The sequence below is a fragment of the Bradyrhizobium sp. CCBAU 11430 genome (assembly GCF_028128855.1).
GTDB classification, from domain to species: Bacteria; Pseudomonadota; Alphaproteobacteria; order Rhizobiales; family Xanthobacteraceae; genus Bradyrhizobium; species Bradyrhizobium ottawaense.
In genome coordinates, this window is the sequence record NZ_LBJV01000044.1 from 36873 (window position 1) to 63257 (window position 26385).

26 protein-coding genes are annotated in these 26385 nt (G+C 65.6%); 12 read left to right on the forward strand and 14 right to left on the reverse strand.

The genetic code is table 11. The features are described 5' to 3' along the window. Positions 1-44: 44 nt before the first annotated feature. From XI04_RS11700 to XI04_RS11715, 4 genes are read left to right on the forward strand one after another with little or no spacing between them, the layout of a single operon-like run. Positions 45-224: a DUF4089 domain-containing protein gene (locus tag XI04_RS11700; protein WP_018316853.1), complete on the forward strand. Its 180-nt coding sequence runs from the start codon at positions 45-47 to the stop codon at positions 222-224. A gap of 7 nt (positions 225-231) precedes the next feature. Continuing rightward, positions 232-1626, forward strand: coding sequence for an AtzE family amidohydrolase (locus tag XI04_RS11705; protein WP_271591857.1), 1395 nt, complete (start codon positions 232-234; stop codon positions 1624-1626). 1 nt (position 1627) lies between these two features. Continuing rightward, complete coding sequence (gene hpxZ, locus XI04_RS11710) at positions 1628-2020, forward strand: oxalurate catabolism protein HpxZ (protein WP_028139734.1); 393 nt, start codon at positions 1628-1630, stop codon at positions 2018-2020. A gap of 4 nt (positions 2021-2024) precedes the next feature. After that, positions 2025-2747, forward strand: a complete 723-nt coding sequence (locus XI04_RS11715) for a GntR family transcriptional regulator (RefSeq protein WP_028139735.1) — start codon at positions 2025-2027, stop codon at positions 2745-2747. A gap of 110 nt (positions 2748-2857) precedes the next feature. On the opposite strand, the gene atzF is transcribed toward XI04_RS11715, so the two are convergent. Continuing rightward, on the reverse strand, positions 2858-4663 hold the full coding sequence (gene atzF, locus XI04_RS11720; RefSeq protein ID WP_085968266.1) for an allophanate hydrolase: 1806 nt from the start codon (positions 4661-4663) through the stop codon (positions 2858-2860). Positions 4664-4870: 207 nt separating this feature from the next. Beyond that, on the reverse strand, positions 4871-5365 hold the full coding sequence (locus XI04_RS11725; protein WP_038970755.1) for a MarR family winged helix-turn-helix transcriptional regulator: 495 nt from the start codon (positions 5363-5365) through the stop codon (positions 4871-4873). Between the two features lie 152 nt (positions 5366-5517). On the opposite strand from XI04_RS11725, the gene XI04_RS11730 reads away from it, so the two are divergent. After that, the gene (locus tag XI04_RS11730) at positions 5518-7368 is read left to right on the forward strand and encodes a feruloyl-CoA synthase (protein WP_271610068.1); all 1851 of its coding nucleotides are present in this window, start codon (positions 5518-5520) and stop codon (positions 7366-7368) included. Between the two features lie 342 nt (positions 7369-7710). On the opposite strand, the gene XI04_RS11735 is transcribed toward XI04_RS11730, so the two are convergent. Beyond that, positions 7711-8217, reverse strand: coding sequence for a MarR family winged helix-turn-helix transcriptional regulator (locus XI04_RS11735; protein ID WP_028139739.1), 507 nt, complete (start codon positions 8215-8217; stop codon positions 7711-7713). A gap of 83 nt (positions 8218-8300) precedes the next feature. Between XI04_RS11735 and XI04_RS11740 the strand changes: the two genes are divergently transcribed. From XI04_RS11740 to XI04_RS11750, 3 genes are read left to right on the forward strand one after another with little or no spacing between them, the layout of a single operon-like run. After that, positions 8301-9521 (forward strand): cytochrome P450, encoded by a 1221-nt coding sequence (locus XI04_RS11740; RefSeq protein WP_271610067.1) that lies wholly within the window; start codon positions 8301-8303, stop codon positions 9519-9521. 12 nt (positions 9522-9533) lie between these two features. Beyond that, positions 9534-9857 carry a 2Fe-2S iron-sulfur cluster-binding protein gene (locus XI04_RS11745; protein ID WP_028139741.1) on the forward strand — a complete coding sequence of 108 codons (324 nt, stop codon included), beginning with the start codon at positions 9534-9536 and terminating at the stop codon, positions 9855-9857. 56 nt (positions 9858-9913) lie between these two features. Further along, positions 9914-11125 carry an ABC transporter substrate-binding protein gene (locus XI04_RS11750; protein ID WP_028139742.1) on the forward strand — a complete coding sequence of 404 codons (1212 nt, stop codon included), beginning with the start codon at positions 9914-9916 and terminating at the stop codon, positions 11123-11125. Positions 11126-11329: 204 nt separating this feature from the next. Here the strand turns inward: XI04_RS11750 and XI04_RS11755 are convergent, their stop codons facing one another. Then, on the reverse strand, positions 11330-12592 hold the full coding sequence (locus XI04_RS11755; protein ID WP_028139743.1) for an NAD(P)/FAD-dependent oxidoreductase: 1263 nt from the start codon (positions 12590-12592) through the stop codon (positions 11330-11332). A 300-nt stretch (positions 12593-12892) separates the two neighbouring features. Between XI04_RS11755 and XI04_RS11760 the strand changes: the two genes are divergently transcribed. Next, positions 12893-14065, forward strand: a complete 1173-nt coding sequence (locus tag XI04_RS11760; RefSeq protein ID WP_271610066.1) for an ABC transporter substrate-binding protein — start codon at positions 12893-12895, stop codon at positions 14063-14065. 177 nt (positions 14066-14242) lie between these two features. Here XI04_RS11760 and XI04_RS11765 read toward each other — a convergent pair whose 3' ends face one another. The 10 genes from XI04_RS11765 to XI04_RS11810 all read right to left on the reverse strand — a co-directional run bounded on the left by XI04_RS11765 (position 14243) and on the right by XI04_RS11810 (position 24421). Beyond that, on the reverse strand, positions 14243-16114 hold the full coding sequence (locus tag XI04_RS11765) for a bifunctional sugar phosphate isomerase/epimerase/4-hydroxyphenylpyruvate dioxygenase family protein (RefSeq protein WP_271610961.1): 1872 nt from the start codon (positions 16112-16114) through the stop codon (positions 14243-14245). After that, positions 16111-17169, reverse strand: a complete 1059-nt coding sequence (locus XI04_RS11770; protein WP_271610064.1) for a Gfo/Idh/MocA family protein — start codon at positions 17167-17169, stop codon at positions 16111-16113. Before XI04_RS11770 ends, XI04_RS11765 begins: the two co-directional genes overlap by 4 nt. Further along, entirely contained in the window at positions 17166-17903 is a 738-nt protein-coding gene (locus XI04_RS11775) for an ABC transporter ATP-binding protein (RefSeq protein ID WP_038946883.1), read from the reverse strand. The genes XI04_RS11770 and XI04_RS11775 overlap by 4 nt, the downstream gene beginning before the upstream one ends. 11 nt (positions 17904-17914) lie before the next feature. Further along, a complete protein-coding gene (locus XI04_RS11780) occupies positions 17915-18658 on the reverse strand; it encodes an ABC transporter ATP-binding protein (RefSeq protein WP_038946884.1) in 744 nt (247 codons plus the stop codon). After that, positions 18655-19653: a branched-chain amino acid ABC transporter permease gene (locus tag XI04_RS11785; RefSeq protein ID WP_152102251.1), complete on the reverse strand. Its 999-nt coding sequence runs from the start codon at positions 19651-19653 to the stop codon at positions 18655-18657. Before XI04_RS11785 ends, XI04_RS11780 begins: the two co-directional genes overlap by 4 nt. Continuing rightward, a complete protein-coding gene (locus XI04_RS11790) occupies positions 19650-20525 on the reverse strand; it encodes a branched-chain amino acid ABC transporter permease (protein ID WP_271610063.1) in 876 nt (291 codons plus the stop codon). The genes XI04_RS11785 and XI04_RS11790 overlap by 4 nt, the downstream gene beginning before the upstream one ends. 188 nt (positions 20526-20713) lie before the next feature. After that, positions 20714-21844 carry an ABC transporter substrate-binding protein gene (locus XI04_RS11795; RefSeq protein ID WP_018316871.1) on the reverse strand — a complete coding sequence of 377 codons (1131 nt, stop codon included), beginning with the start codon at positions 21842-21844 and terminating at the stop codon, positions 20714-20716. 58 nt (positions 21845-21902) lie between these two features. Then, a complete protein-coding gene (locus XI04_RS11800; protein WP_038946888.1) occupies positions 21903-22781 on the reverse strand; it encodes a shikimate dehydrogenase in 879 nt (292 codons plus the stop codon). A gap of 143 nt (positions 22782-22924) precedes the next feature. Further along, complete coding sequence (locus tag XI04_RS11805) at positions 22925-23863, reverse strand: LysR family transcriptional regulator (protein WP_028139751.1); 939 nt, start codon at positions 23861-23863, stop codon at positions 22925-22927. A gap of 381 nt (positions 23864-24244) precedes the next feature. Beyond that, positions 24245-24421 (reverse strand): hypothetical protein, encoded by a 177-nt coding sequence (locus tag XI04_RS11810; RefSeq protein WP_085968000.1) that lies wholly within the window; start codon positions 24419-24421, stop codon positions 24245-24247. Between the two features lie 165 nt (positions 24422-24586). Here XI04_RS11810 and XI04_RS11815 point away from each other — a divergent pair, with 165 nt between their 5' ends. From XI04_RS11815 to XI04_RS11825, 3 genes are all read left to right on the forward strand, one after another. Beyond that, positions 24587-25315 (forward strand): helix-turn-helix transcriptional regulator, encoded by a 729-nt coding sequence (locus tag XI04_RS11815; RefSeq protein WP_028139752.1) that lies wholly within the window; start codon positions 24587-24589, stop codon positions 25313-25315. A gap of 82 nt (positions 25316-25397) precedes the next feature. Then, positions 25398-26057 carry an acyl-homoserine-lactone synthase gene (locus XI04_RS11820; protein WP_038946889.1) on the forward strand — a complete coding sequence of 220 codons (660 nt, stop codon included), beginning with the start codon at positions 25398-25400 and terminating at the stop codon, positions 26055-26057. Position 26058: 1 nt separating this feature from the next. Further along, positions 26059-26277, forward strand: a complete 219-nt coding sequence (locus XI04_RS11825; protein WP_038946890.1) for a hypothetical protein — start codon at positions 26059-26061, stop codon at positions 26275-26277. Positions 26278-26385: the final 108 nt, after the last annotated feature.

Here is a 26385-nt window from a genome sequence, read left to right on the forward strand (position 1 = left end):
GATCATGCTCAAATGACAACCTAGAGAGCTAGTTTGGGAGCGTGATGGCCGAGCCGCTGGACGATTATATCGACGCCGTATCGAAAGCGCTGGCGCTGCCGGTCGAGGAGGCCTGGAGGCCCGCGGTGCGCGCCAATCTCGAAGTCTCGCTGCGCCTCGCTCGCCTGGTCGACGAATTCGCGCTGCCGGACGAGACCGAGCCGGCGCCGATTTTCACCGCTTGATGCTGCCATGACCAGCAAGCCAGAGATGACGGCCTCGGACATCGCGAGTGCGGTTGCGGGCCGCCGGATGTCCGCGCTCGATGCCACGGAAGCGGCACTTTCGCGCATCAAGCAGCATGACGGCATCCTCAATTCCTTCACCGACGTCACCGCCGATCGCGCCCGCGCCAAAGCGCGCGCCGTCGACGCCGATATCGCCGCCGGCAAGGAAGTCGGCCCGCTCGCCGGCGTTCCCTTCGCGGTGAAGAACCTGTTTGACGTCGCCGGGCTTCCGACGCGCGCCGGCTCGAAGATCAACCGCGATCGCGCGCCCGCAGCGCGCGATGCGACGCTGATCGAGCGGATGGAAGCCGCCGGCGCAGTGCTGGTCGGCGCGCTCAACATGGGCGAATACGCCTATGATTTTACGGGCGAGAACGTCCATGACGGTCCCTCGCGCAATCCGCACGACACCACGCGGATGACCGGCGGCTCCTCGGGCGGCTCCGGCAGCGCGGTCGGCGGCGCGCTGGTGCCGATCGCGCTCGGCTCGGACACCAATGGCTCGATCCGCGTGCCGTCCTCGTTTTGCGGCATTTTTGGTTTGAAGCCGACCTATGGCCGGCTGTCGCGCGCGCGCTCGTTCCCGTTCGTCGCGAGCCTCGATCATCTCGGCCCGTTCGCGCGCTCCGTCACCGATCTCGCGCTCGCCTATGACGTGATGCAGGGCCCTGACGCGGAGGACAGCGCCTGCACGACGCGCGGGCTGGAGCCGACGCTGCCGCTGATCGCCAATCCCGTCTCGGATCTGCGCATCGCGATCGCCGGCGGGTATTTCCAGAAGAACGTGTTTCCGGAAGCGGTCGAGGCCGTCAGCCGCGTCGCCAAGGCGCTTGGCGCAACGAAGGTGGTCGACGTTCCCGAAGCCGCGCGCGCCCGCGCGGCCGCCTATGTCATCACCACCACCGAGGGCGCTTCGTTGCATCTCGATCGCCTGCGCAAGCGGCCGAACGATTTCGATCCAGCCGTGCGCGACCGGCTGATCGCAGGCGCGATGGTGCCGGCGCCGATGGTCGATCGGGCGCAAAAATTTCGGCGCTGGTATCGCGCGCAGCTCGCCGAGATCTTCAAGACCGTCGACGTGCTGCTCGCGCCGGCAACGCCCTGCACCGCGCCAAAGCTCGGGCAGGTGAATTTCAACCTCGACGGCGTCGAGCTGCCGGTGCGCGCCAATATCGGCGTCCACACCCAGCCGATCTCCTTCATCGGCCTGCCGGTGGTGGCCGTCCCGGTGCCGCTCGAGCCGCTGCCGATCGGCGTGCAGATCATCGCTGCGCCCTGGCGCGAGGACATCGCGCTCCGCGTCGCCTACGCTTTGGAAAAGATGGGCGTCGCGGCAGCGCCCGCGCCGAGAGGACTCTGACATGGAGATCGATCTCCCCGAGGTGATCGCGGAAGTCAAAGCCGCATTCGATCGTTATGAGCAGGCCCTCGTCAGTAACGATGTCGCCGTGCTCGGCGAACTCTTCCGCAACGATCCCCGCACGCTGCGCTACGGCATCGGTGAGAATCTCTACGGCTACGAGGCGATCAACGGCTTCCGCGCCGCGCGCTCGCCGGTCGGCCTGAACCGCCGCACCGCCAAGACGGTGATCAGCAGCTATGGCCGCGACACCGCGGTGGCCTCCACCCTGTTCTACCGCGATACGGCGCCCGGCAAGGTCGGCCGGCAGATGCAGACCTGGATTCGCTTTCCCGAGGGCTGGCGCGTCGTCGCCGCCCATGTCAGCATGATCGACGAGCCGAAAGAGACCTGACCGCATGACGCTCGACGATCTTCCGCAGGGAGCACTGCCGGCCGAGCCGGTGGTGCCCCGCGTCGACCGTGCCTCGCCATCGGTGCAGAAGGTCACGCGCGCCGAGGAGCTGCGCCTGCAACTCGCCGACGAGATCGTGCGCGGCGCCCTGGCCCCCGGCTCGCCCCTGGACGAGACCGATATCGCGCGCCGCTTCAGCGTGTCGCGGACGCCGGTGCGTGAGGCGCTGCGTCAGCTCGTGGCCAGCGGCCTCGTCGAAGCGCGTGCTCATCGCGGCGCGGTGGTGGCGCAGCCCTCGATCGAGCGTCTGACGAGCATGTTCGAGGCGATGGCCGAGCTCGAGGCGCTGTGCGCAGGCCTTGCCGCCGAGCGCATGTCCGCCGCCGAGCGCCATGGCCTCGAGGCGATCCACGAAGAGCTGCGCGTGCTGAGCTACACCGGCAATCCCGATCGCTTCCACGTGGTCAACGAGCGCTTCCACAACGCGATCTATGCGGGATCGCAGAACGGCTACATCGCCGAGATCACGCTCGCCACGCGGGTGCGCGTGCAACCGTTCCGTCGCGCCCAGTTCCGCAACCTCGGCCGTCTCGCCAAATCGCAAGCCGAGCACGACCGCGTCGTCGTCGCCATCATGCGCGGCGACAAGCAGGGCGCAGCCGTCGCGATGCGCGCGCATATCGAATTGGTGCGCGGGGAGTACGAGATCTACGCGGTGTCGGTGTAGCGCCGCGCGATCGGTGCCGTAGGGTGGGCAAAGGCGCAAAGCGCCGTGCCCACGGTTTTTCATGAAGGTCGGGATCGTGGGCACGCTTCGCTTTGCCCACCCTACGAGACCTACTTTGTCGCAGCTTCCTTCATATACGCGCGCCATCCCCCATACGCGGTGATATCTCGCGCATCGCTCAGCACCTCCGGCTCGACGAGAAACCCCTTCACGCTGCGGCCGTCGCCCAGGCGCACCGTGCCGATCGCCATCGGCGAAGGAATCGCATTGACGAATTTGCCGAACGCGGACGGCGACAGCGACCAGATCTCCAGCTCGATCGATGCGCCCTTGCCGGCTGCGACGCGCAGCATGCCGGGTTTCGGCGGCGTGGTCTTGAGCGCGTAGAGCTTGTAGTCGGGCGCAGTTCTGGTTGCCTCGATCAGGCGCCCGTTCAGTGCCTTCAATTCGCCGTTGAGCACCATGCCGGACAGATGCGCGCCGACGACCGCGATCGGGATCTCGTCGCCGCTGCTTGGCGGCAGCGGCGACAGCGGAGCTTGCGCCGTGCCCTTCGCGCCGAGACTCAGCTTGGTATCGGCATGGAAGACGCGACCGATGCTCGCGAGCAGCGCATCATGCCCCGCGGGCGCGAGCAGCGTGATGCCGAACGGAATGCCGTCGGCGCGCATCGACGCCGGCAGCGCGAGGCCGCAGAGATCGAGCAGATTGACGAAATTGGTGTAGGTGCCGAGCCGGCTGTTGAGCTCGATCGGATTGGCGAGCACCTGCGCGGTCGTATAGGCGGTCGGCGCGGTCGGCAGCACCAGCGCGTCGATATTGGCAAACGTGCGCTCGGCAATCTTGCGCAGGCCCTGCAGGCGATAGAGCGCCGAGAACGTGTCCGCAGCCGTGAGCCGCGCGCCGGCCGCGGTGATCTCGCGCGTCACCGGATGAATCGAATCGGGCGCGGACGCCAGCAGATCCTTGATCACGAGGTAGCGTTCGGCGACCCAGGGGCCCTCATAGAGCAGCCGCGCCGTCTCGTAGAACGGCTCGAGGTCGAATTCGACCAACGTTGCGCCGAGTGCTGTCCAGCGCTTCAGTGCATCGGCGTAGGCGGCTTCCGCCTTCTTGTCGCCGAAAAAGATCAGCTGTCCGTTGCGCGGCACGCCGAGGCGCAAGCCTGCCGGGAACGGCGTGAGCGCGCCCAGCGGCCGGTCGCGCGAGAACGGATCGGCTTGGTCGGGTCCTGCCATCACGGAGAGCGCCAGTGCGGCATCGTCCACGGTCAGCGCAAACACCGAGATGCAATCGAGCGTGCGGCAGGCCGGCACCAGCCCCGCATTCGAGACCATGCCGAGGCTCGGCTTCAGCCCGACGATGTTGTTGAGCATCGCCGGCACGCGCCCGGAGCCGGCCGTGTCAGTCCCCAGCGACAGCGGCACGAGCCCCGCGCCGACCGCCACCGCGGAGCCCGAACTGGAGCCGCCCGGAATGAGATCCTCGCGGATCGAATTCTTGGGAACGCCGTAGGGCGAGCGCACGCCGACGAGGCCGGTGGCGAACTGGTCGAGATTGGTCTTGCCGATGATGATGGCGCCGGCCGCGCGCAGCCGCGCCACCGCAGTCGAGTCATGCGTCGGCGTAGTGGAGAAGGCCGGGCAGGCCGCCGTGGTCGGAAAGCCCAGCGCGTCGATATTGTCCTTCACCGCAACGGGCACGCCGTAGAGTGGCAGGCTGGCGGTGTCCTTCGTGGCGAGCCTCTCAGCCTCCGCGATCGCATCCTTTTCGTCGCGCAGGCTGATGAAGATGGCGGGATCATTGTGGTCGCGGATGCGCTGATAGGTCCGCGCGACCGTCTCTGCCGGCGTCAGCGTGCCCGCGCGATGCGCGGCCAAAATCGCGGCGATCGTTTCAGGCTGCTCAGCCCCCATTTCAGCCCCCATGGCGACAAAACTCCGGCAACTGCTTCACCCCCGGAGTGAAGCAAGCGATGTGCCATTGTGTACATTATCCGGGCAGGACGGAGGCTGCGGATATGATCCGTGGGATCAGTGGCTTGCGGGATATTTTGGCAGGCGGGCGGGCCGTGCCGTCAGCGCCCCGTGACGGGCATCTGCCCAAATCATGGGCAGTCGAGATCAGGTGAAGCCAGCAAGGATCCGCAGCAGGTGTGCCCGGTTTTCCTTGCCGATCTTCTCTTCGACATGCCGCTCGTGCTCGGCCGCGAGCCGCTTGAATTTCGCCAGCGCCGTCTCGCCCTGGGTCGTGAGATGCAGCGCATGCGAGCGACGGTCCGCCTTCGATTTGACCCGCTTCACGAGCTTGCGCTGTTCGAGGCTGTCGAGCAGGTGCACCAGCCGGGCGCGCTCGATGCCAAGGCGCTTTGCCACCGCCATCTGCGACAGGCCCGGATTGGCGCCGATCACGGTCAGCACCGAATATTGCGTCGGCCGGATGTCGACATCGCCGAGCGTTCTGATGAAGTCCTGAAAGATCCAGATCTGGAAGCGCCGTACCGCATAGCCGGCGTGCCCGACCAGTGCGTCGAGGCCGATATCGTCGGCGATGTCCCGAGGCGCCGCGCCGTTGCCGGCGCGTCTGCGTGCGGAAGTCTGGGCTGAGGTGGCTGTCAAATCACGTCTCCTGCCGGACTATTCTTGTAACGTCATTATTGCGCGGGCGGAAGATTGTTGTTGACGACAACAATTGTCATGCCCAACATTATGGCCAAAGCAGCCCGGAACGAGGCTGCGGCCGATCCGGGATCCGGGCGGAGGAGGAAATCATGACAACCGCCGCACGCGGCGATGCCGCAAGCCTGTTTGCAACTCCACGGACCGTCGCCGAGCATCGCGCCGACGGCAGCATCGTGCTGCGCTCGCCCGACCCCTTGCGCGACGGCGCGCGCTGCGTCGGCGACTGGCTGGAGCAATGGGCGCGGCAAACGCCGGATGCGACCTTCCTTGCCGAGCGCGGCGACGTCGAGGCGCCCTGGACCACCGTCAGCTATGCGCAGGCGCTGCGCCAGGTGCGTGCGGCGTCGTCCTGGATCCTGGCACAGGGTCTGAGCGCCGAACGCCCGCTCGCGATTCTCTCCGATAACAGCATCGACCACGCGCTGCTGGCGCTTGCGGCCCAGCATGTCGGCGTGCCCTCGGCGGCGATTTCGCCGGCCTATTCGTTGATGTCGAAAGATTTCGACAAGCTCAAGAGCATGATCGCGCTGCTCGAGCCGGGCGCGATCTATGTCTCCGCCATGAAACCATTTGCGGCAGCGCTGGCGGCGATCAAACCGCTTCACACGGCCCAGATCATCAGCGGCATCGACGGCGATGCCGATGCGTTGGCCTTCGGCGCCATTGCAACAACGCCTGAAACGCCCGACGTCGCAACGGCGTTCGCCGCGGTGACGCCCGACACGATCGCCAAATTCCTGTTCACCTCGGGGTCGACAGGTAGGCCCAAGGCCGTCATCAACACCCAGCGCATGCTGACCTCGAGCCAGCAGGCCAAGGCGCAGACCTGGACGTTTCTGGAGCAGGGTGGCGGCGATCTCGTCATTCTCGACTGGCTGCCCTGGAGCCACACCTTCGGCGCCAACCACAATTTCAATCTCGTGCTGCGCAATGGCGGCTCGCTCTATATCGACGGCGGCAAGCCGGCGCCCGGGCTGTTCGCGACGTCGCTCGCCAATCTGAAAAGCGTGATGCCGACGGTCTATTTCAACGTGCCGCGCGGATTCGACATGCTGATCGCGGCGCTGCGCGGCGACGAGGAGCTGCGTCACCGCTTCTTCAGCGAGGTGAAATTCGCCTTCTATGCCGGTGCCGCGTTGCCGCAGAACCTCTGGGACGCGCTCGAAGACCTCTCGATCAGGACCGTCGGCCGCGCGCTGCCGATGGTCTCGGCCTGGGGCTCGACCGAGACGTCGCCGCTTGCGACCGACTGCCATTTCCTCGCGGAGCGCTCCGGCAATATCGGCGTGCCCATTCCCGGCACCGAGCTGAAGCTCGTTACGTCAGGCGACAAGCTCGACGTGCGGGTACGTGGTCCCAACGTCACGCCGGGCTATTGGAAGGCGCCGGAGCTGACCAGGCAGGCCTTTGATGAAGAGGGTTTTTATCTCATCGGCGATGCCGTGAAGCTTGCCGATCACGCGCGGCCGGAGCGCGGTCTGTTCTTTGACGGCCGGGTGGCCGAGGATTTCAAGCTCAATTCCGGCACCTGGGTCAGCGTCGGCACGCTGCGCGTCGCCGGCATCGCCGCGCTGGCGCCGCTGGCGCAGGATATCGTGGTGTCAGGTCATGGCGGCGACGAAGTGCGCTTCCTGGTGTTCCCCAACGTCGCGGCCTGCCGTGCTCATGCCGGCCTGGGCGAGACGGCTGATGTGCACGAGGTGCTCGCGCATGACAAGGTCAGGAGCGCCATTGCGCAGGGACTGGTGAAACTGAAGCAGGACGGCCCCAATTCCGCCGGCCACGCCACGCGCGCGCTGCTTCTCGCCGAGCCGCCGTCGGTCGATGGCGGCGAGATTACCGACAAGGGCTACATCAACCAGCGCGCCGTGCTGACCCGCCGCGCCGATGCGGTGGCGCGGTTGAACGATGATGCGTCGGGCGAGTGGATCGGGTTGTAAAGGCCGGTAGCGAAGCCACATTCCGCTGTCATTCCGGGGCGCGCCTCTTGGCGCGAGCCCGGAATCCAATTCACCGCAGGGGTGTTGCACGATGGATTCCGGGTTCGCGCTACGCGCGCCCCGGAATGACGAGCCGATAGGCCAATCCCGCTGCCGCAATATATTGCTGATTCTTTTGTTGCCTAAGCAACTAATCTGTGCGAACCGTTCCAGACCAGGACCACGGCGGGGAAACCGCCGGGTCCGATCTCGGAGGAAACGATGCTCGGCAGGAAGGGTGCCGCGGGCAAGCGCGGGCGCATGCCTGGAGGTGGCGACAGGGCGCGGCCGCGGTGCGGTGCGTCAGGTGTAGCTGCTGTCCGTGACCGCGCCGAGATTTTCGTGCAGCCGGCGGAGCAGGCCGATCAGCACCTCGCGCTCGTCCTTGCTCAGGCAGGACAACAGCCGCCGCTCGCGTTCGAGCGCTGCGGCGATCACCTTGTCATGGGTGCTGCGGCCCTTCGCCGTCAGCGAAATCGAATGGGTGCGGCCGTCGTGGGGATCGGTGCGGATCGAGATCAGCCCGCGCTTCTCGAGGCCCGCCAGCGTCCGGCTCACTGGCCCCTTGTCGAAGCCGATGACGTGACAGATGCGCGAGGCCGGAATGCCGGGCTCGATCGCCAGCAGCGACATGATCCGCCATTCCGTGACGTTGACGCCGAACTCCCGCTGATAGAACGCGGTCGCGCTGTTCGAGAGCTTGTTGGCGATGAAGGTGACGAAGGCCGGGACGTAACGCTCGAGATCGAGCGTCGGTCCCGCCTCTGCGGGCGCAGGCTTGTGGCGGGGTCTGGTCGAAGGCGCAGGCATGTCGGCGTTCTGTCTCGCGGTGAGGCCACCGACCTAAAGGCATGCGCCGCGCTTTCACAAGATCAAAATGAGAGAGGTCTCCCATGACCGCATCCGGCACCCCTGCATCGACGGGCTCTGCGGCCGTCCCGCATCTCGACGTCGATCCCTTCGACATGAATTTTTTCGCGGACCCATATCCGACGCATCAGCGGCTGCGGGAGGCAGGGCCGGTGGTCTACCTCGACAAATGGAACGTCTATGGCGTGGCGCGCTATGCCGAGGTCCATGCGGTGCTGAACGATCCTGCGACGTTCTGCTCCAGCCGCGGCGTCGGCCTGTCCGACTTCAAGAAGGAGACGCCGTGGCGGCCGCCGAGCCTGATCCTCGAGGCCGATCCGCCCGCGCACACCCGCACCCGCGCCGTGCTGTCGAAGGTGCTGTCGCCGACCGTGATGAAGCAGGTGCGCGACCGCTTTGCCGCCGCGGCGGAGGAGCGGGTGGATGCGCTGCTGGACAAGCGCAGCTTCGACGCGATCACCGATCTCGCGGAAGCCTATCCGCTCTCGATCTTTCCGGATGCGCTGGGCCTGAAGGCGGAGGGACGCGAGCATCTGATTCCCTATGCCAGCGTCGTGTTCAACGCGTTCGGTCCGCCCAATGAGCTGCGCCAGCAGGCGATCGCGCGCTCGGCGCCGCACCAGGCCTATGTCGCCGAGCAATGCCAGCGCGACAACCTCGCGCCCGGTGGCTTCGGCGCCTGTATCCACGCCCGGGTCGACGACGGCGAGATCACCGCGACCGAGGCGCCGCTGCTGGTGCGCTCGCTGCTGTCGGCCGGCCTCGACACCACCGTCAACGGCATCGGCGCGGCGGTCTATTGCCTTGCGCGCTTCCCCGACCAGTGGCAGCGCCTGCGCGCTGATCTGACGCTGGCACGCAACGCCTTCGAGGAGGCCGTGCGGTTCGAAAGCCCGGTGCAGACCTTCTTCCGGACCACCACTCGCGATGTCGAGCTGTCAGGCGCGACGATCGGCGAGGGCGAGAAGGTACTGATGTTCCTCGCCGCCGCCAATCGCGATCCCAGACGCTGGGACGAGCCTGATAGCTACGACATCACGCGCCGCACCTCCGGTCATGTCGGCTTCGGCTCGGGAATCCACATGTGCGTCGGACAGCTCGTTGCCCGCCTCGAAGGCGAGGTGATGCTGACGGCGCTGGCCCGGCGCATCGCGAAGATCGAGATCACGGGCGAGCCGAAGCGTCGCTTCAACAACACGCTGCGCGGGCTCGACAGCCTGCCCGTCACGATCACCCCGGCCTGACCAGGAGCTTTGATGCCCGCCATCACTTTCATCCATCCCGACGGCAAGTCCGAGCGCATCGAGACCGCGGACGGGGAGAGCGCCATGCAGACCGCGACCCGACACGGTCTCGACGGCATTCTGGCCGAATGCGGCGGCAACGCCATGTGCGCGACTTGCCATGTCTATGTCGACGAGGGCTGGCTCGCGCGGCTGCCCGGCATGGCCGACGACGAGGATGCGCTGCTTGACGGCACCGCGAGCGAGCGGCTGCCCAACAGCCGGCTGTCCTGCCAGATCAAGATCACGCCGGAGCTCGACGGGCTCGTCGTGAAGCTGCCGGAGCGGCAGGTCTGAGTCTCGACGCGCCGGCAACGACCGGCGCGGCAAACCATCAAACAGGGGAGGGAACCATGAAACATCTGAAATGGACGCTTGCGTTGGCCGCGAGCCTGGTGGCCGGCGCGGCGAGCGCCGAGATCTCGGACAATGTCGTGCGCGTCGGCGTGCTCAACGACATCTCCGGCATCTTCCAGGACACTAACGGCATGGGCTCGGTGGAAGCCGCGCGCATGGCCGCGGAGGATTTCAACGGCGGCGGCAAGAACATCAAGGTCGAGATCGTCTATGCCGACCACCAGAACAAGGCCGATGTCGGCAATGCCATTGCGCGCAAATGGCTCGACGTCGAGGGTGTCGATGCCATCGTCGACGTGCCGAACTCGGCCGTAGGCCTCTCCATCAACACGCTGCTGCGCGACAGCCGCATGACGTTCCTGGCGTCCTCGACCGCAAGCTCCGATCTCACCGGCAAGGCCTGCTCGCCCAACACCATCCAATGGGTCAACGACACCTGGGCCACCGGCAACACCACGGCGGCCGCGATGGTCTCGCGTGGCGGCAAGGACTGGTATTTCCTCACAGTCGATTTCGCGCTCGGCAAGGGCATCGAATCGGAAGCGCAGAAATACATCGAGGCGCATGGCGGCAAGGTGCTTGGCTCCTCCAAGCACCCGCTCGGCACCTCCGACTTTGCCTCCTTCCTGTTGCAGGCGCAGGGCTCGAAGGCTCAGGTGATCGGCCTTGCCAATGCCGGCGGTGACACCATTAACGCGGTGAAGCAGGCCGCCGAGTTCGGCATTCAGCAGAACGGGCAGCGGCTCGTCGCCTTCCTGCTCTTCATCAACGACGTCCACGGCATGGGCATCAAGGTCGCGCAGGGCCTCCAGCTTATGGAAGCCTTCTACTGGGACATGAATGACGACACCCGCGCCTTCGCCAAGCGGTTCGCCGCCCGTCCCGGCATGAACGGCAAGATGCCGAGCGGCAACCAGGCCGGCGTCTATGCCTCGACGCTCGCTTATCTCAATGCGGTCGCCGCGACCGGCAGCGACAACGCCAAGGACGCCGTGCCCGAGATGAAGAAGTTCAGAGGCAAGGACAAATTGTTCGGCGACACCACGATCCGCCAGGACGGCCGCGTCGTGCATCCGATGTACCTGTTCGAGGTGAAGAAGCCGGAGGAGTCGAAATATCCCTACGACTATTACAAGCTGGTCTCGACGATTCCGGCCGACCAGGCGTTCCGCCCGCTGGCGGAAGGCGGGTGTGAATTGGTGAAGTAAGGGAGCGAGCGCCGTCTCTTTCACCCTCCCCTGGAGGGGGAGGGTCGATCGCGCGCAGCGCGAGCGGGGTGGGGTGATCTCTCAACACGGGCAGTGTCTGCGCGGAGAGACTGTCACCCCACCCCGCTACGCATTTCGCTTCGCGGCATGCTTCGCGACCCTCCCCCTCCAGGGGAGGGTAAGAGGAACGCGCCGCGATAGCCCCTACACCACCTTACTACTCCCCTGCGTGATCAGCCGCGCTGCCCGCTGGTCCCGCGCGTAGATCCAGAGCCAGCTCAGCGCAACACTGAGCCGGTGGCGCAGGCCGATCAGGAAGTAGATGTGGGCGATGCCCCAGATCCACCATGCGATCGCGCCGCGCAGCTTGAAGCGGCCGAAGTCGATCACGGCGAGGCGCTTGCCGATCTGGGCGAGGCTGCCGGCATGCTTGTAGCGGAACGCGCCCTTTGTCTCGCCTCGCAGTCGCGCCTTGATCGTTTCTGCGACGTGACGGCCCTGCTGCTTGGCGGCCGGCGCGATGCCTGGCACCGGCTTGCCGTCCCAGGCGTTGATGCTGACGGTATCGCCGATCGCAAAGATCTCGGGATGGCCTGGTATCGTCAGGTCGTCTTCGACCTGTACGCGCCCGGCGCGATCGGCTGGCGCGTCCAGCCATTCTGCGGCGGGAGAGGCGCGGACGCCGGCGGCCCAGATTCGGGTCTTGGCCTCGAGCAGCTTGCCGCCGAATACCACGCCCTCACGATTGATCTCGGTGACGGCCTGCCCCAGCACGACCTCGACGCCGATCTTCTCCAGCGAGGCCTGCGCATAGGCCGAGAGATCGTCGGCGAAGCCCGCGAGCACGCGCGGCCCCGCCTCGATCAGCACCACGCGCGCCTTGGTCGTGTCGATGTTGCGGAAATCGCCGGGCAAGGTGTGACGCGCCATCTCGGCGATGGTGCCGGCGAGCTCGACCCCGGTGGGGCCGGCGCCGACGATGACGAAGGTCAGCCGCGCCGCGCGCTTCGCCGGATCGGTCTCGCGCTCGGCGCGCTCGAACGCCACCAGGATGTGGCGGCGCAGCGTGGTGCCGTCCTCCAGCGTCTTCAGGCCCGGCGCGAACTGCTCCCATTCGTCGTGGCCGAAATAGGCGTGACGCGCGCCGGTGGCGAGCACCAGCGTGTCGTAGGGCACCTCGCTGCCGTCGTCGATCAGCACACAGCGCCTTGCCGCGTCGACGCCGCTGACGGTCGCGAACAGCGTCGTCACCTCGGGCCTGTCTCGCATCAGGTGGCGGATCGGCCAGGCGATCTCACTGGTGGCGAGCGAGGCGGTTGCGACCTGATAGAGCAGCGGCTGGAACAGATGATGGTTGCGGCGGTCGATCAGCGTGATCTCGACCGGCGCACCCGCAAGCCGGTAGGTCGCCTCCAGCCCGCCGAAGCCGGCGCCGACGATGACGACGCGATGCGGTGTCGTGGTCATGATGTGCCCTCGAATCTCGCTGCTCCACATCCCCATTTAAGTGCGGATCGGACGCTGCGGTCCAATAGCTGTCATCAATCGCCGCATAGGCCGGATGTATCGATCGGGCGCGAAAAAGCGCCGCAGGGTTGATCTAAGTAAGTAGAATTATATTTCTTGCCATCGCCGATTGGGGCGAAATATGGTGCAGGGGCGGGCGCTGAGCCATTGGCGGCGCGACAGATTTTGCGTTCAATAGAGACAGGCCCGGGGCGGCGATCACCCCGTTTTCCGGGACCGATAATAAGGAGGGGAGTGGTTATGAGGACGGCATTCTGGCTGGCGGGCGCAGCGGCGCTGGTGCTGGCGAGCCCGGCATTCGCCGGCGACACCATCAAGATCGGTTTCGTTTCGACCTTCAGCGGCCCGACCGCCGTGATCGGCAACGATATGCGCAACTCCTTCGAGCTCGCGCTTGATCACATGGGCCGCAAGATGGACGGCAAGCCGGTCGAGGTCATCTACGAGGATGACGGGCAGAAGCCCGATGTCGGCAAGCAGAAGACCGAGAAGCTGGTGCAGTCCGACAAGGTCGATTTCATCGTCGGCTACATCTGGTCGAACGTGCTGCTGGCCTCGCTGAAGACCGCGGTCGATTCGCAGACCTTCCTGATCTCGGCCAACGCCGGCCCGTCGCAGCTCGCCGGCGAACTCTGTTCGCCTTACGTGTTCTCGACCTCCTGGCAGAACGACCAGACGCCGCAGGCTATGGGCCTCTACATGAACCAGAAAGGCGTCAAGAGCGTGTTCCTGATCGGGCCGAACTACGCGGCCGGCAAGGACATGCTCGCGGGCCTGAAGAACACGTTCAAGGGCGAGATCAAGGGCGAGGAATACACGGTGTGGCCGAGCCAGCTCGATTTCTCAGCCGAACTCTCCAAGGCGCGCGCCTCGGGCGCGGAGTCGATCTTCGTGTTCTATCCGGGCGCCGCCGGCGTGCAGTTCCTCAATCAATATGTGCAGGCCGGTTTGAAGAGCACGATGCCGCTCTACACCGCCTTCACGGTGGACGAGCTCTCGCTGCCGCTGCAGAAGGAGAACGCGCTCGGCGTGCCCGGCGCGCAGGAATGGGTCAACGACCTCCCGAACGAGCAGAACAAGCGCTTCGTCGCCGACTACCGCAAGAAATATCCCGGCCTGCGCCCGACCTATTACGGCGCGCAATCCTATGACGCCGCCCAACTCATCAACAGCGCGGTGGTCGCGGTGAAGGGCGACACCAGCAAGAAGGACGCAATGAAGGCCGAGATGGAGAAGGCCAATTTCAAGTCGCTGCGCGGCGCGTTCAAATACGGCAAGAACCACATCCCGGTGCAGAGCTTCTATCTCCAGGACGTCGTGAAGGACGCCGAAGGCCAGCTCTCGCTGAAGACGGTCGCGACCATCGTGGAGAACGACCAGGATCGTTTCCACGACAAGTGCAAGATGAAGTAGCTACAAGCGACGTTGCCCCTTCTCCCCTTGTGGGAGAAGGTGGCGCGAAGCGCCGGATGAGGGGTATCTCTCCGCAGATTCCCTGCGAGAGTTGATCGCACGGATAGAGACCCCTCACCCGTCTCGCCGCTTTGCGGCGAGCCACCCTCTCCCACAAGGGGCGAGGGGAAGAAGTGCCTACACCCTTGGCATGCTCGCGGGCCGCACTTCGCGGGCCTGGGCTGCGAGCCTGATCCCGGCATTGGCCGCACCGAACCCCTGATAATCCCTGCGCTCGACGATCTCGAAGAAGAACCGCTCGTCGAAAATGTGGGTGTAGACCTGGAAGAACTCGCCGTCGCCCTCGCGGTCGTAGAGGATGTGGTTGGCGCGCAGCTGCGCCATCAGCTCGGGCGCGAGGTCGTATTTGGCTTCGATGTCGTCGTAGTAATTGTCGGGGATATCCAGGAAATCCGCGCCGCGCTTGCGCATCTCCGCGACCGTCGCAAAAATGTCCCGGCACGAGAATGCGACGTGCTGCACGCCCGAGCCGAAGAACTCCGAGATGAAGCGTGCCGGCAACGTCCGGTTGGCGGAGGAGCCGTTGAGCACGAAGCGCAGGCTCTGGTCGGCGTTGATGATGGCCTGGCTCTGCACCAGGCCTCGGGGATCGGCGATCTCCATCTGCGGCAGGCGCTTGAGGTCGAGGATGCCGGTGTAGAACAACAGCCAGGACAGCATCTCGTCATAGGGCATCGACTGCGCGATGTGATCGACGGCGAGCAGCGCGTCCGCGCCTTTGTCGCTCGCAACAGGCTCGAAATCCGTGTCCCAGTTCTTGCCGGCCTGGTCGAGGAAATACAGCAGGCTGCCGCCGACGCCGTGGATCGCCGGGATTTCGAGCTCGCCCGGCCCGACCGGCTGGTAGAAGGTGCGCGCCTTCAGCATCTCCGCACGCTGCATGGCAAGGCCGGCATTGTCGACATCGAGCGCAATCGCGCAGACGCCGGGGCCGTGCGTCACATAATGCGAATGCGCAAAGCCGTCGGTTTCGCTGTTGATGACGAGCTCGACCTTGCCCTGCGACCAGCGCTCCACCGCCTTGCTGCGATGCGCGCCGGTCTTGCGGAAGCCGAGCTGCGCAAACAGGCGGGCGAGCTCGCCCGCCTTGGTCTCGTTGACGGCAAACTCGATGAACCCGGTGCCGCGGCTCTTCGCTTTCGGCGCCAGCGGTTCGGCGGCGAATCTCGGCCAATCCGGCGCAAGCTGGTCCTCCAGCAGGATCAGCGAGCGCAGGCCGTCGAGCGCGGTCTGCGCGGCGGAGCCGGCGCGGAACTGGTCGTTGAAGATCTCCAGTGACAGCGGCCCGGCATAGCCGGTCGCCGCGATCGCCGCCATGAACTCACCGACCGGCAGATCGCCCTGGCCGGGGAAGGAGCGGAAATGCCGGCTCCACGACAGGATATCGAGCTCGAGCTTTGGTGCATCGGCAAGCTGCACCAGAAAAATCTTGTCGCCGGGAATCGAGGCCATCGCGCGGGTCGGAAGGCCCGGCGCCAGCGCGTGGAAGCTGTCGAGGATGATTCCGATCGCGGGATGATCGGCGCGGCGCACGATCTCCCAGGCGTCGCGATAGTCGTTGACATGACGTCCCCAGGCCAAGGCCTCGTAGCCGACGCGCAAGCCCCGACTGGCGGCGCGCTCGCCCAGCTCGCGAAAATCGTCGGCGGCGCGATCGATGCCGCCGAGCGAGGCGGGCGAGACGTTGGAGCAGATCAGCAGCAAATCGGTGCCGAGCTCCTGCATCAGATCGAACTTGCGCTCCGCGCGGGCAAAATTGCGTGCGCGCTGCGGCTCCGGCATGCCCTCGAAATCGCGGAACGGCTGAAACGCGCAGATCCCAAGATTGAGATCCTTGCAGAGCTTCGCGATGTCGCGCGGGCCGGCGCCGAACGACAGCAAATCGTTCTCGAAGATCTCGACCCCGTCGAAGCCGGCTGACGCGATGGCGCGGAGCTTCTCGTCGAGAGCGCCTGAGAGGGAGACGGTTGCGATCGAGCGCTTGTTCATGTTGCCTGCTCCATGATCCGCCCCGGTGAGACTTTTCGGCCCGTGCGTGCCGCTTCGCTGACGGCTTCGACGACGGCGAGTGTCGCTGTCGCATCCTCGACCGAAATCAGAGGCCGTTCGCGGCCTGCGATCGCCGCCAGGAAATGCCGGAGCTGTTCAACGAGTGGATCGCAAGTGGAGAGTGCGACGGGCTCGCGAACCAGCGGCACGTGCCAGCCGGGATCTTGCGGGTAGGACCACAGCTCCATATTCGGCACCGACAGTGAGCCGCGCGTGCCGGCGAAGACGTAGCAGGGCTGATCCTGCTTCGGGTATGCCGCGTTCTCGCCCGAGGTCAGCTCCCAGCTCCACGGCGCCGGCGTCGCATCCGAAACGGTCATGGTTCCGAGCGCCCCATTGGCGAAGCGCAGCAGCAGCCCGGCGGTGTCCTCGACGGCAAAGCCGCGCACCATGTTCGACGTCAGTGCCTGCACCTCGGCGATCTCGCCGCAGATGAAGCGGAGATTGTCGATGTCGTGGATCAGATTGATCAGCAGCGGCCCGCCGCCGTGCTCGCGCCGCCAGGCGATCTCGAAGTAATCGTCGGGCTTCTTCAGCAGCCACAGCCCGGCCACGGCCGTGAGCTGGCCGAGCTTGCCGGATGCGATGGCCTCGCGGGCGGCCTTGATGATGGGATTGTGGCGGCGATGATGGCCGACCAGCATGGGCACGCCGCTGCGCTTGACCGCCTCGCAGAGCCGACGTGCCGCTGCGACGCTGTCGGTGACCGGCTTCTCGATAAGCGCGGGCACGCCGGCCTCTGCGCAGTCGAGCGCCATCTGAAGATGCAGCGCGTTGGGCGAGGCGATGATCAGGCCGTCGGGCTTTTCCTGCTCCAGCAATGCGCGATGATCGGCGTGCCAGGGTGCGTTGCGTGCTTGCGCGAATTCCTTGGCTGCAGGCGTGGGGTCGGCAATGCCGGCCAGCACGCAGTCCGCCGAGGTCGCGATCAGTTCGGCATGGCGGCGGCCGATCAGGCCGGCGCCGGCGACGGCGATGCGCATTCGCGCACTCATGCCGCGCTCTCCTCCATGGCTCCCCCGAGAAAGAGCTGGCCGATGCGGGGATCGTTCAGGATGCGCTTGGCGTCGTCAACCATGCGGGTCTGACCGAGCTCGAGCACGATGCCGATGTCGGAGATCTCCAGCGCCGAGCGCGCGTTCTGCTCGATCATCAGGATGGTGACGCCGCGGTCGCGCAGGCTCTTGAGGATGTCGAAGGTCTGCTGCACCATCAGCGGCGACAGGCCGATCGAGGGCTCGTCGATCAGCACCAGTTTTGGCTCGAGCAGCAGCGAGCGGGCGATCTCGAGCTGCTTCTGCTCGCCGCCGGACAGCGTGGAGGCCTGCTGCGTCGACTTCCGCCGCAGCGCCGGGAACAGGTCAAGCGCGGCCTCGATCCGCGCGGGCAGGTCGAGGCCCTTGCCGGCGGCGACGCCGCCGAGCTCGATATTGTGGCGCACCGACAGCTCGGGGAAGATGTTGCGGCCCTGCGGCACATAGCAGATGCCGGCATTGAGCAGCGCGCGCTGGCTCAAATTGGTGACGTCGCGGCCGGCAAAGCTGATCTTGCCCTCGCGCAGCTTCAACAGGCCGAAGATCGCCTTGAACACGGTGGACTTGCCGGCGCCGTTGGGGCCGATGATCGTGGTGATCGTGGCCTCCGGCACGGCAAAGGTCGTGCCGTTCAAGATCGTCATCTTGCCGTAGCCGCCGACGAGATTGTGAACCGAGAGGATTGGCTCGCTCATGGTCGGCTCCTTCAATGACCCAAATAGGCTTCGATCACGGCGGGGTTCTTGCGCACCTCGTCCGGCCGCCCCATCGCCAGCACCTTGCCTTCCGCCATCACCATCACGCGCGAGCACAGCGACATCACGAACTCCATGTTGTGCTCGATCACGACGAAGGTGGCGTTCTTCTCGCGGTTGATTGCGACCAGGCGGTCCTTCAGGTCGGCCAGCATCGACGGGTTGACGCCGCCCGCGGGCTCGTCGAGCAGCACCAGGCGCGGGCCGCCCATGAAGGCCATGGCGGCGTCGAGCAGCTTCTGCTGGCCATAGGATAATCCGCCGGCCGGCTCGTCGGCGAGATGATCGAGCTTGAAGAAGCCGATCATCTGGTTGGCAGTCTCGGTCAACCCGGCATCGGAGCGGCCGACCAGGCGCGAGGCCATGTTGCCCTGGTGCTCCTGGCCCGCGAGGATCAGGTTCTCGCGGACCGAGAGCTTTGGAAACACCTGCAGCAGCTGGAAGGTGCGGCTGACCCCGAGCTTGTTGAGCTCGGAGGGGCGGAGGCCCGTGACGAGCTTGCCGTCGAGCTTGACCTCGCCGCCTGACGGGGTGAGCTGGCCGAGGATGCAGTTGAACAGCGTGGACTTGCCGCAGCCGTTCGGACCGATCAGGCCAAGGATCTCGCCCTCGCGCACGTCGAAGGAGACGCCGTCGACGGCGCTGATGCCGCCAAAGTTCTTCTTGATATCGGTGACTTCGAGGACCGCACTCATTGCACCGTCTCCAGGCGGGATTTTGCGACGGCGCGCAGCGCGGAGGCAGCCTTGGTGCGGCGCTCGGCGAGATAGCGGTCGAGGATTCCCAGAATGCCGGTCGGCGACCAGATCAGGAGGAGCATCACCGCCACCGCGTAGAGCATCAGATAATAGCCTTCGGTGAAGCGCAGCCATTCCGGCAGCAGCACCGCGATCATCGCGCCGAGGAACGGGCCGAAATAGAAGCCCGCGCCGCCGACGATCACCATCATCAGAAGGTCGAGCGAGAGCGACAGGTTGAAGGGCACGGGATCGATGTATTGCGTGAGCGGCGCATAGAGTGCGCCGGCGATGCCGCCGAGCGCCGAGCCGATCGCGAATGCCATCAGCGTGTAGCGGCGGGTGTCGATGCCGAGCGATTGTGCGCGCAGCGGGTTCTCGCGTAGCGCCATGAAGGCGCGGCCCCAGGGCGAGCGAATCAGCCACCACACCGCCAGCGACACGATCGCGAGCGAGCCGAGGCAGACGTAGTAGAACGGCAGCGGCTTGTTGGTCGCGAAACCGAAGATATGCGGACGCGGGATGTTGGAGATGCCATAGATGCCGCCAGTGAGCCAGCTCTCGTTGCGGAACACCAGGAAGGCGAGGGTGGAGAAGGCCAGGGTGACGAAGGCGAGGTAGTGATGCTGCACGCGCAGCGCGGGATAGCCGAGCACCCAGCCGACCGCGAAGCTGAGCACGATGGCGACGACGATCGCCGCCGGCAGCGGCCAGCCATGGGTGGTCATGATCGCCGCTGCATAGGCACCGATGCCGACGAAGGCGCCCTGCGCCAGCGAGACCTGGCCGGCATAGCCGAGCGTGAGGTTGAGGCCCATCGCAGCGATGGTCATCACCGCCCATTGGCTCAGGATGAACAGGCCGTAGCGGTTGAAGTTCATGGGAACGATGATCAGGCCGGCGATGACGATCAGGCCGAGCGCGATCTTCAGGGGGTTGCCGAAGCTGATCATACCGTGCGCTCCTCGGCGCGGCCGAGCAGTCCTTGCGGCCGGAACAGGATGACGGCGATCAGGAAGATCATCGGCACGGCGGCGCGGTACTGCGTCGAGATATAGGCGGCCGCGAGATTGTCGAGCACGCCGATCAAGAGGCCGCCGGCGATCGCGCCGCGGACCTGGTTGAAGCCGCCGACGATCGCCGCGATGAAGGCGGCCTGGCCCAGCACCTCGCCGGACGAGAATTTTGCGAGGTAGATTGGTGTGATCAAAAGCGAAGCCAGTGCGACCAGGAAGGCGTTGATTAGGAAGGTCAGCAGGATCATGCGCTCGACCGGCACGCCGATGATGCGTGCCACCGTCGGGTTCTGCGCCGCCGCCTGCATCTGGTGGCCGAGCGAGGTGCGATTGAGCAGTGCAGTCAGGCCGAACACCGCAACGATGGCGACGACGAGCACGCCGATGCTTTGCAGCGATACCGCGTGGCCGAGGATGGAGATGTCACCGGTCGGCACGATCGACGGGAAGGGCGAGGCCTCGGCGCTGAAGAACTGTTTGACGGCCTCCTTGAGGCCGATCGCCAGCGCCATCGTCGCAATCGCCAGCGGCAGCACGCCGTGGCGCATCATCGGGTCGACCAGCAGCAGCTTGAAGCCGAGTCCGAGCAGGATCATCGACAAGAGGATGCCGAGGATGATCGCGAGCCAGAACGGCGCGCCGGCATGCATCGCCGCCAGCATCAGGAACGCCGGCAGCATCACGAACTCGCCTTGCGCGAAATTGATGGTCTGCGAGGTCTGCCACAGCAGCGTGAAGCCGACCGCGACCAGCGCATAGATCGCGCCGGTGGCCAGTCCCGCGACCAGAAGATCGAACGGATTGGACATTTTCTCCCCTCGTGTCCCTCGCTCTGTCTTCCCCCTCTCCCCGCTTGCGGGGAGAGGGTTGGGGTGAGGGGGAGTCTCCGCGGGGTCGCTGATAGTCGGACTCGCGGAGGCTCCCCCTCACCCGGATCGCATCTACGATGCGATCCGACCTCTCCCCGCAAGCGGGGAGAGGTGAAAGACCACGTTCCTCACTTCACCTTGGGCAGCACCTGCTTCACCACCTGCTTGCCTTCGACCACCTCGACCAGAAAACTCTGGCGGTCGATGTCGCCGGTGTCGCTGAAGGTGACGTCCATCAGGATGCCCGGCTCGTCCGCGGCCTTGATGGTGAGACCGTGCAGCGTCTCGGCAAACTTCTTCGGGTCGACCTTGCCCATCTTCTCGGTGGTGGCTTTCACCATGTAGACGGCGAGATAGCCCTTCAGGCCGTTATGGTCGGGCACGTAATTGTACTTCTTGGAAAATTTCTCGCGGAACGCCTTGATCAGGTCGACCGGGGCATCGGTGGTGAGGCCGACATGGCCGCGTGCGCCGTTGGCGGCGTCGCCGGCGAGCTCGATCACCTTCTGGCCGATCAGCGTGGTCTCGCCCATCAGCGGCGCGGTGACGCCCTGGCGCTTCAGCTCCTTCAGGATGCGCGCGCTCTCCTCCTCGTTCAGGTAGACGAACACGGCGTCCGGATTGGCAGCCTTGATCTTGCCGACGTCGGCGGCGAAGTCGGCCTGGCCCGCCTCGGTCGAGAGGTCGGCGACCACCTTGGAGCCGAGCCGGTCGAGCTCCTTGACGACGACGTCGCGGCCGCCGCGGCCGAAGTCGTTGTTGACCCAGACCACAGCGACCGTCTTCGCCTTCATCTCGTCATGGATGTATTTCGCGACCTTCGGCATCGAGGATTGCTGGCCGAACGAGGTGCGGAACAGGAACTTGTTTCCAGCCTGCGTCAATTCGGCGGCTTCGCCGCCCATGATCTGCGCGATGCCCGCTTCGGCGGCGAGCGGCGCGGTGACCTTGACCGAGCCGGAGTAGCCGGGCCCGAGCAGCACATAGGGCTCGGCGTCGAGCGCCTTCTGCACCTGGGCGCGGGCGACGCCGGGGTTGGATTGCGAGTCGGCATGGCTGACTTCCAGCTTGCGGCCGAGCACGCCGCCCTTGGCGTTGATCTCCTCGATGGCGAGGTCGATGCCGTTCTTCCAGTTGGTGCCGACGGTGGCGCCGCCGCCCGAGAGCTCGGCGACGTTGGCGAGCTTGATGGCCTGGGCGTGGACGCTGGTTGCAGTCGCGAAGGCAAGCAGGGCGCCTGCCAGCAGGGTCGATTTCATGGTTTCTCCTCCCATTTTTCGTCGAAATTGTCCGCGGCCTTGTGTCGGCCGCTTCGGTTTACGCTGCGTGGTAGGCCGAGCTTCGTGCCGCCATCACCTCGTCGAATGCCTCTCCCATGACCTCGGTCGATGGGGCAAGGCCCGTGAACAGTTCGAAAGCGTCGGCAGCCTGGTAGATCGCGAGCTCCCGCCCGGTCATGATCCGCGCGCCCTTGGCTTGTGCCGCCGCCAGCAGCGGCGTGATCAAGGGCGAATAGACGGCGTCCGCCACCCAGAGCTTTTCATGCAGCAAATTGGCGGTGACCGGCATGCCCCGGTTCGGCAGCATGCCGACCGGCGTGCCGTTGACGAGACCGGTTGCGCCGCCCAGCGCATCCTCGACGCTTGCGGCGATCCTTGCGCCGCCCCGCGGCGCAAGCAGGGAGACGAGCGCCGCCGCGCGCGCCGGCTCACTGTCGAAGACGCGGATGTCGGACACTTTCAGGCTCGCCAGCGCAAACGCGATCGCCTTGCCGACGCCGCCGGCGCCGATCACCGCAACGGCATTCCCCGCGGGCGCCAGCAGCGGCGCCACCGCGCGGGCAAAGCCCGTGGTGTCGGTGTTGTGGCCGGTCAGGCGGCCGTCCCTGACGACGACGGTGTTGACCGCGCCCATGCTGGCTGCGCCCGGCGCCAGCTCGTCGAGCAGCGGGACCACTGCCTCCTTGTAGGGGTAGGTGACGTTGACGCCGGCAAAGCCGAGCCGCCGCACGCCCTCGAGCATCATGCGAAGCCCGGCCGCATCGGCGCCGGCGACCTCGATGAGCTGGTAGTGGCCGCGCAGGCCAAGCGCCTCGGCAGCGCGCTCATGCATGGCGGGGGACGCGGAATGTGCGATCGGCGCGCCGATCAGGCCGGTGAGGAGCTTCTTGCTGGCGGCGTATCCGCGCTTGGACATGGTTCGCTGTCGTCTCAAAGGGAGCGTTCGGTCCCGGCCATTAGCGGGGAAATCCCGCAAGTCCAAGGGCAGTTCCAGGTGCGACGATAGCCTTTCCCTCGCCTAACACAATTACCCTTTTATCCGGCAAACCTAACATGATGTTATTTCTTCCGTCCGCGCGCGCCGCCGGCCTTGCCGTTGCCGCGGGACGGCTCGACCGCGCGCATCTCGGCGCGCAGCGACTCGATGAAAGACTCGGCATGGAGCGACAGCGGCGCGCCGCGCTTGACCGCGATGTAAGTGTCGAACCGCGTCGGCTCGGTGATCTTCAGAAGCTCGATCCCGGGATAGCCGCCGTGAGCCACCGTGAACTGGTCGATGATGGCGATGCCGAGGCCCGCCTTCACCAGCGCGCAGACCGTGGTGCCGAAGCGCGCGCGGATGGTGATGTTGTAGGCGAGACGGTTGCGCGCAAAGATCTCGGCCATGATCCGGCCGTAGGGATCGTTGGGATCGATGCCGATCAGCGGATAGCGGGTGATCTCGGCGGCCGAGACCTGCTTGCGGCCGGCGAGCTCATGCCCCGGCGGCACGATGCAGTACAGCTCGCCCGAGGCCAGCGGCATGAAGTCGAGCCCGGAATGCTCCAGCCGGTAGCTCATCGCCACGCACTCGCCGCGGCCGAGCATGAGATAGTCGATGGCCTCCTCGAGCTTGAGGATGTTGATGTCGATGCCGAGATCGGGATAGCGGCGCCGGACGCGCTCGATCGCGCGCGGCACCATCACCTGCGAGATGCTCGGCACCGAGCCGATGCGCAGCTCCGACAGGCCGCCGCGGCCGATCTTGGAGATGATCTCGGAGAGATCGTCGACCTTCTTGTAGACGCCGTTGATCTGCTCGAAGATGTTCTCGGCTTCCGGCGTCGGGAAGTAACGCCCGTTCTGGCGCTGGAAGAAGCGGATGCCGAGCGAGCGCTCGGTGTATTTGACGAGGCGGCTGATCCCCGGCGCAGAGACGTTGAGCAGCTTCGCCGCACCGCCGATGGTGCCCGTCACCATCACGGCACGGATCACTTCAACCTGGCGCAGCGTCATCATGTTCTTGGCACCCGAGAGAGGATCGCGGCGGCGATCATCTCACGAGAGCCGCGATGTCATCCAGCGGCAAGTGTGTGGATGTGGATGGGCAGGGAAGTCGCTCTCGTGTCCCGGATGCGCTGCAGCGTGAAACGCTGCTGCGCAGAGCCGGGACCCGGAAAGTCAGAGGGTAAGCTGCGGATAGGTGGGCCCGCCTCTCCGGCGCATCGTCAAGGAGACGCTGCGCTGCGGCCGGGGCACGAGAGCCCGGCCGGGCTCGCCAGCTTCTCCAATAAGAGTAACTTCGCTGTCAGACTGTTTTCTAAAATCGGCCCATTCGAATGGCAGGGGCTGCATCGTTGCGCGACCTGTCTCGTCGGCGTCGTCTAGCGCAGCCGCGTTCTAGCTCGCCGGCTCTTCCGGCAATACGCTCTCGGCCAGCTCCTCGCGCTCGCCTTCCAGCACCGCGCGCGCGAACTCGATGATCTTCTGCTTGTTGGCCGTTTCGCGGACGGCGAAAAACACGCGGTTCAATTCCAGGCCGAGCACGCTGTTGAGGGCGATGTCCTCGTCTTCCATCGTGGTGTTCCCGCTTCGGTCGCTCAGGTGTATCGTGACGTCAATTCTGCCACAAGTAGTTTAAATCTTCAGGGCGGATGAGCACCGGGAAACTACGGCCGCAGCGAATTGAGGCAGTCCCCAAATACGTGCTATACGGAACGGCGAGAGTCAGGAAACGCACTGATGTCCGCCGTGGATTATGGCCGGGAGGCGCTCGACTTCATTGAAGGCTTGGGGACCTATCGCAAGGTGCCCGATGCCATGAATGCGCTCGAGACGGCGTTCGGTCGCTTCGGCTTCGAAACCATCATCGTGACGGGATTGCCCAATCCCGACCAGCGGTTTGCGCAGATGGTGCTTGCCAAGCGCTGGCCGGCGGGCTGGTTCAGCCTCTACACGCAGAACAATTACGACCGCTTCGATCCGGTGGTGCGGCTGTGCCGGCAATCGGTCAATCCGTTCGAATGGTCGGAAGCACCTTATGACGCCGAACTCGAGCCGAACGCGGCCGAGGTGATGAACCGCGCCACCGATTTTCGGATGTCGCGGGGCTTCATCGTGCCGATCCACGGGCTCACCGGCTATGAAGCCGCGGTGTCGCTTGGCGGCGTTCATCTCGACCTCAATCCGCGCAGCAAGCCGGCACTGCATCTGATGGCGATGTATGGCTTCGACCACATTCGCCGTCTGCTCGAGCCGGCGCCTTATCCCTCGACGCGCCTCACCCCGCGCGAGCGCGAGGTGATCTCCTGGGCCTCGCAGGGCAAGTCGGCCTGGGAGATCGGTGAGATCCTGCACATCACGCAGCGCACCGCGGAAGAGCATCTTGCAACTGCCGCGCGCAAGCTCGGTGCCGTCAACCGCACGCATGCGGTGGCGCTGGCGATTCGGAACAAGATCATCAATCCGTAAGCGCCGTACTGGGAAATTTCCCAATATCGAATCCGGCTCTTTTGGCAGAGTCTGCCCCCATTGAGGATGATTGGGGGTTTTCATGATTCACGCCATTTCTGCGGTAAATCGCCACCTTTATGAAGACGTGATCGAGCAGCATTTCCGGTTGCGCCACGATATCTTCGTCGAGGAGCGGCGCTGGGAGACGCTACGCAGGCCGGATTGCCGCGAGATCGATTCCTATGACGACGAGGATACCGTCTATCTGCTTGCGCTGGAGGGGCGGCGCGTCATCGGTGGCCACCGGCTCTACCCGACGACCAAGCCCTCGATGATGAGCGAGGTGTTCCCGCACCTGGCGTCGGTGCGCGGCTGCCCCGCGGATCCGTTGGTCTGGGAATGGTCGCGCTACTTCGTCGTGCGTGATCGCCGCGACGGCGCGCTCAACCTGCAACTGATGGCGGCGGTGCAGGAGTTCTGCCTCAATCAGGGGATCGCGCAGGTCAGCGCGATCATGGAGACCTGGTGGCTGCCGCGCTTTCACGAGGCCGGCTTCATGGTGACCCCGCTGGGCCTGCCCGCTCTGGTGGAGAATGCATGGACCATGGCGGCGACCATCGACATTCGTCGCGAGACCCTCGATGCCCTGCACGATCGTATCGGCATGACCTCGGTCGTGCGCCAGGACGGCCCGCGTCTGGACGCCGTCGCCCGTGCCAACCTCTGCGGCGCTGCTGCCGCGCAACGAAAGAGCGCCTGAGATGTCGAACATGATGCGGGACAGCCAGATCATGGCGCAGATCAGGGACGATGATCTCGGCTACATGTCGGACATGGCGCTCGAGCTGGCGCAGATGGCGGAAGACACCGGATTGACGACGCTCGCCTATCTGTTCCGGATGGCGGCGCTGGAGGCCTCGACGGCCAACAGCGTGCTCGCCGAACCGGACGATCTTCCCCAGCAGATGACGTCGCACTAGGACGCAATCCTCCATCGCTGACGACATCCGCGCCCTCCCTCCGGTCCACCGGGGGGAGGGTGACTGCATTTGGCTAGGGAGTTCGATTGCCGAAGCCTCCACGGCGTC

Coding starts and splice junctions, on each gene's coding strand:
- XI04_RS11785 (WP_152102251.1), bottom strand. CDS start 19,653: ATGATCAGCTTCGGCAACCCCCTGAAGATCGCGCTCGGCCTGATCGTC.
- atzF (WP_085968266.1), bottom strand. CDS start 4,663: ATGGGGGCTGAGCAGCCTGAAACGATCGCCGCGATTTTGGCCGCGCAT.
- XI04_RS11735 (WP_028139739.1), bottom strand. CDS start 8,217: ATGCCTGCGCCTTCGACCAGACCCCGCCACAAGCCTGCGCCCGCAGAG.
- XI04_RS11750 (WP_028139742.1), top strand. CDS start 9,914: ATGAAACATCTGAAATGGACGCTTGCGTTGGCCGCGAGCCTGGTGGCC.
- XI04_RS11765 (WP_271610961.1), bottom strand. CDS start 16,114: ATGAACAAGCGCTCGATCGCAACCGTCTCCCTCTCAGGCGCTCTCGAC.
- XI04_RS11740 (WP_271610067.1), top strand. CDS start 8,301: ATGACCGCATCCGGCACCCCTGCATCGACGGGCTCTGCGGCCGTCCCG.
- XI04_RS11820 (WP_038946889.1), top strand. CDS start 25,398: ATGATTCACGCCATTTCTGCGGTAAATCGCCACCTTTATGAAGACGTG.
- XI04_RS11760 (WP_271610066.1), top strand. CDS start 12,893: ATGAGGACGGCATTCTGGCTGGCGGGCGCAGCGGCGCTGGTGCTGGCG.
- XI04_RS11770 (WP_271610064.1), bottom strand. CDS start 17,169: ATGAGTGCGCGAATGCGCATCGCCGTCGCCGGCGCCGGCCTGATCGGC.
- XI04_RS11715 (WP_028139735.1), top strand. CDS start 2,025: ATGACGCTCGACGATCTTCCGCAGGGAGCACTGCCGGCCGAGCCGGTG.
- XI04_RS11800 (WP_038946888.1), bottom strand. CDS start 22,781: ATGTCCAAGCGCGGATACGCCGCCAGCAAGAAGCTCCTCACCGGCCTG.
- XI04_RS11790 (WP_271610063.1), bottom strand. CDS start 20,525: ATGTCCAATCCGTTCGATCTTCTGGTCGCGGGACTGGCCACCGGCGCG.
- XI04_RS11825 (WP_038946890.1), top strand. CDS start 26,059: ATGTCGAACATGATGCGGGACAGCCAGATCATGGCGCAGATCAGGGAC.
- XI04_RS11775 (WP_038946883.1), bottom strand. CDS start 17,903: ATGAGCGAGCCAATCCTCTCGGTTCACAATCTCGTCGGCGGCTACGGC.
- XI04_RS11780 (WP_038946884.1), bottom strand. CDS start 18,658: ATGAGTGCGGTCCTCGAAGTCACCGATATCAAGAAGAACTTTGGCGGC.
- XI04_RS11705 (WP_271591857.1), top strand. CDS start 232: ATGACCAGCAAGCCAGAGATGACGGCCTCGGACATCGCGAGTGCGGTT.
- XI04_RS11795 (WP_018316871.1), bottom strand. CDS start 21,844: ATGAAATCGACCCTGCTGGCAGGCGCCCTGCTTGCCTTCGCGACTGCA.
- hpxZ (WP_028139734.1), top strand. CDS start 1,628: ATGGAGATCGATCTCCCCGAGGTGATCGCGGAAGTCAAAGCCGCATTC.
- XI04_RS11755 (WP_028139743.1), bottom strand. CDS start 12,592: ATGACCACGACACCGCATCGCGTCGTCATCGTCGGCGCCGGCTTCGGC.
- XI04_RS11815 (WP_028139752.1), top strand. CDS start 24,587: ATGTCCGCCGTGGATTATGGCCGGGAGGCGCTCGACTTCATTGAAGGC.
- XI04_RS11745 (WP_028139741.1), top strand. CDS start 9,534: ATGCCCGCCATCACTTTCATCCATCCCGACGGCAAGTCCGAGCGCATC.
- XI04_RS11805 (WP_028139751.1), bottom strand. CDS start 23,863: ATGATGACGCTGCGCCAGGTTGAAGTGATCCGTGCCGTGATGGTGACG.
- XI04_RS11700 (WP_018316853.1), top strand. CDS start 45: ATGGCCGAGCCGCTGGACGATTATATCGACGCCGTATCGAAAGCGCTG.
- XI04_RS11730 (WP_271610068.1), top strand. CDS start 5,518: ATGACAACCGCCGCACGCGGCGATGCCGCAAGCCTGTTTGCAACTCCA.
- XI04_RS11810 (WP_085968000.1), bottom strand. CDS start 24,421: ATGGAAGACGAGGACATCGCCCTCAACAGCGTGCTCGGCCTGGAATTG.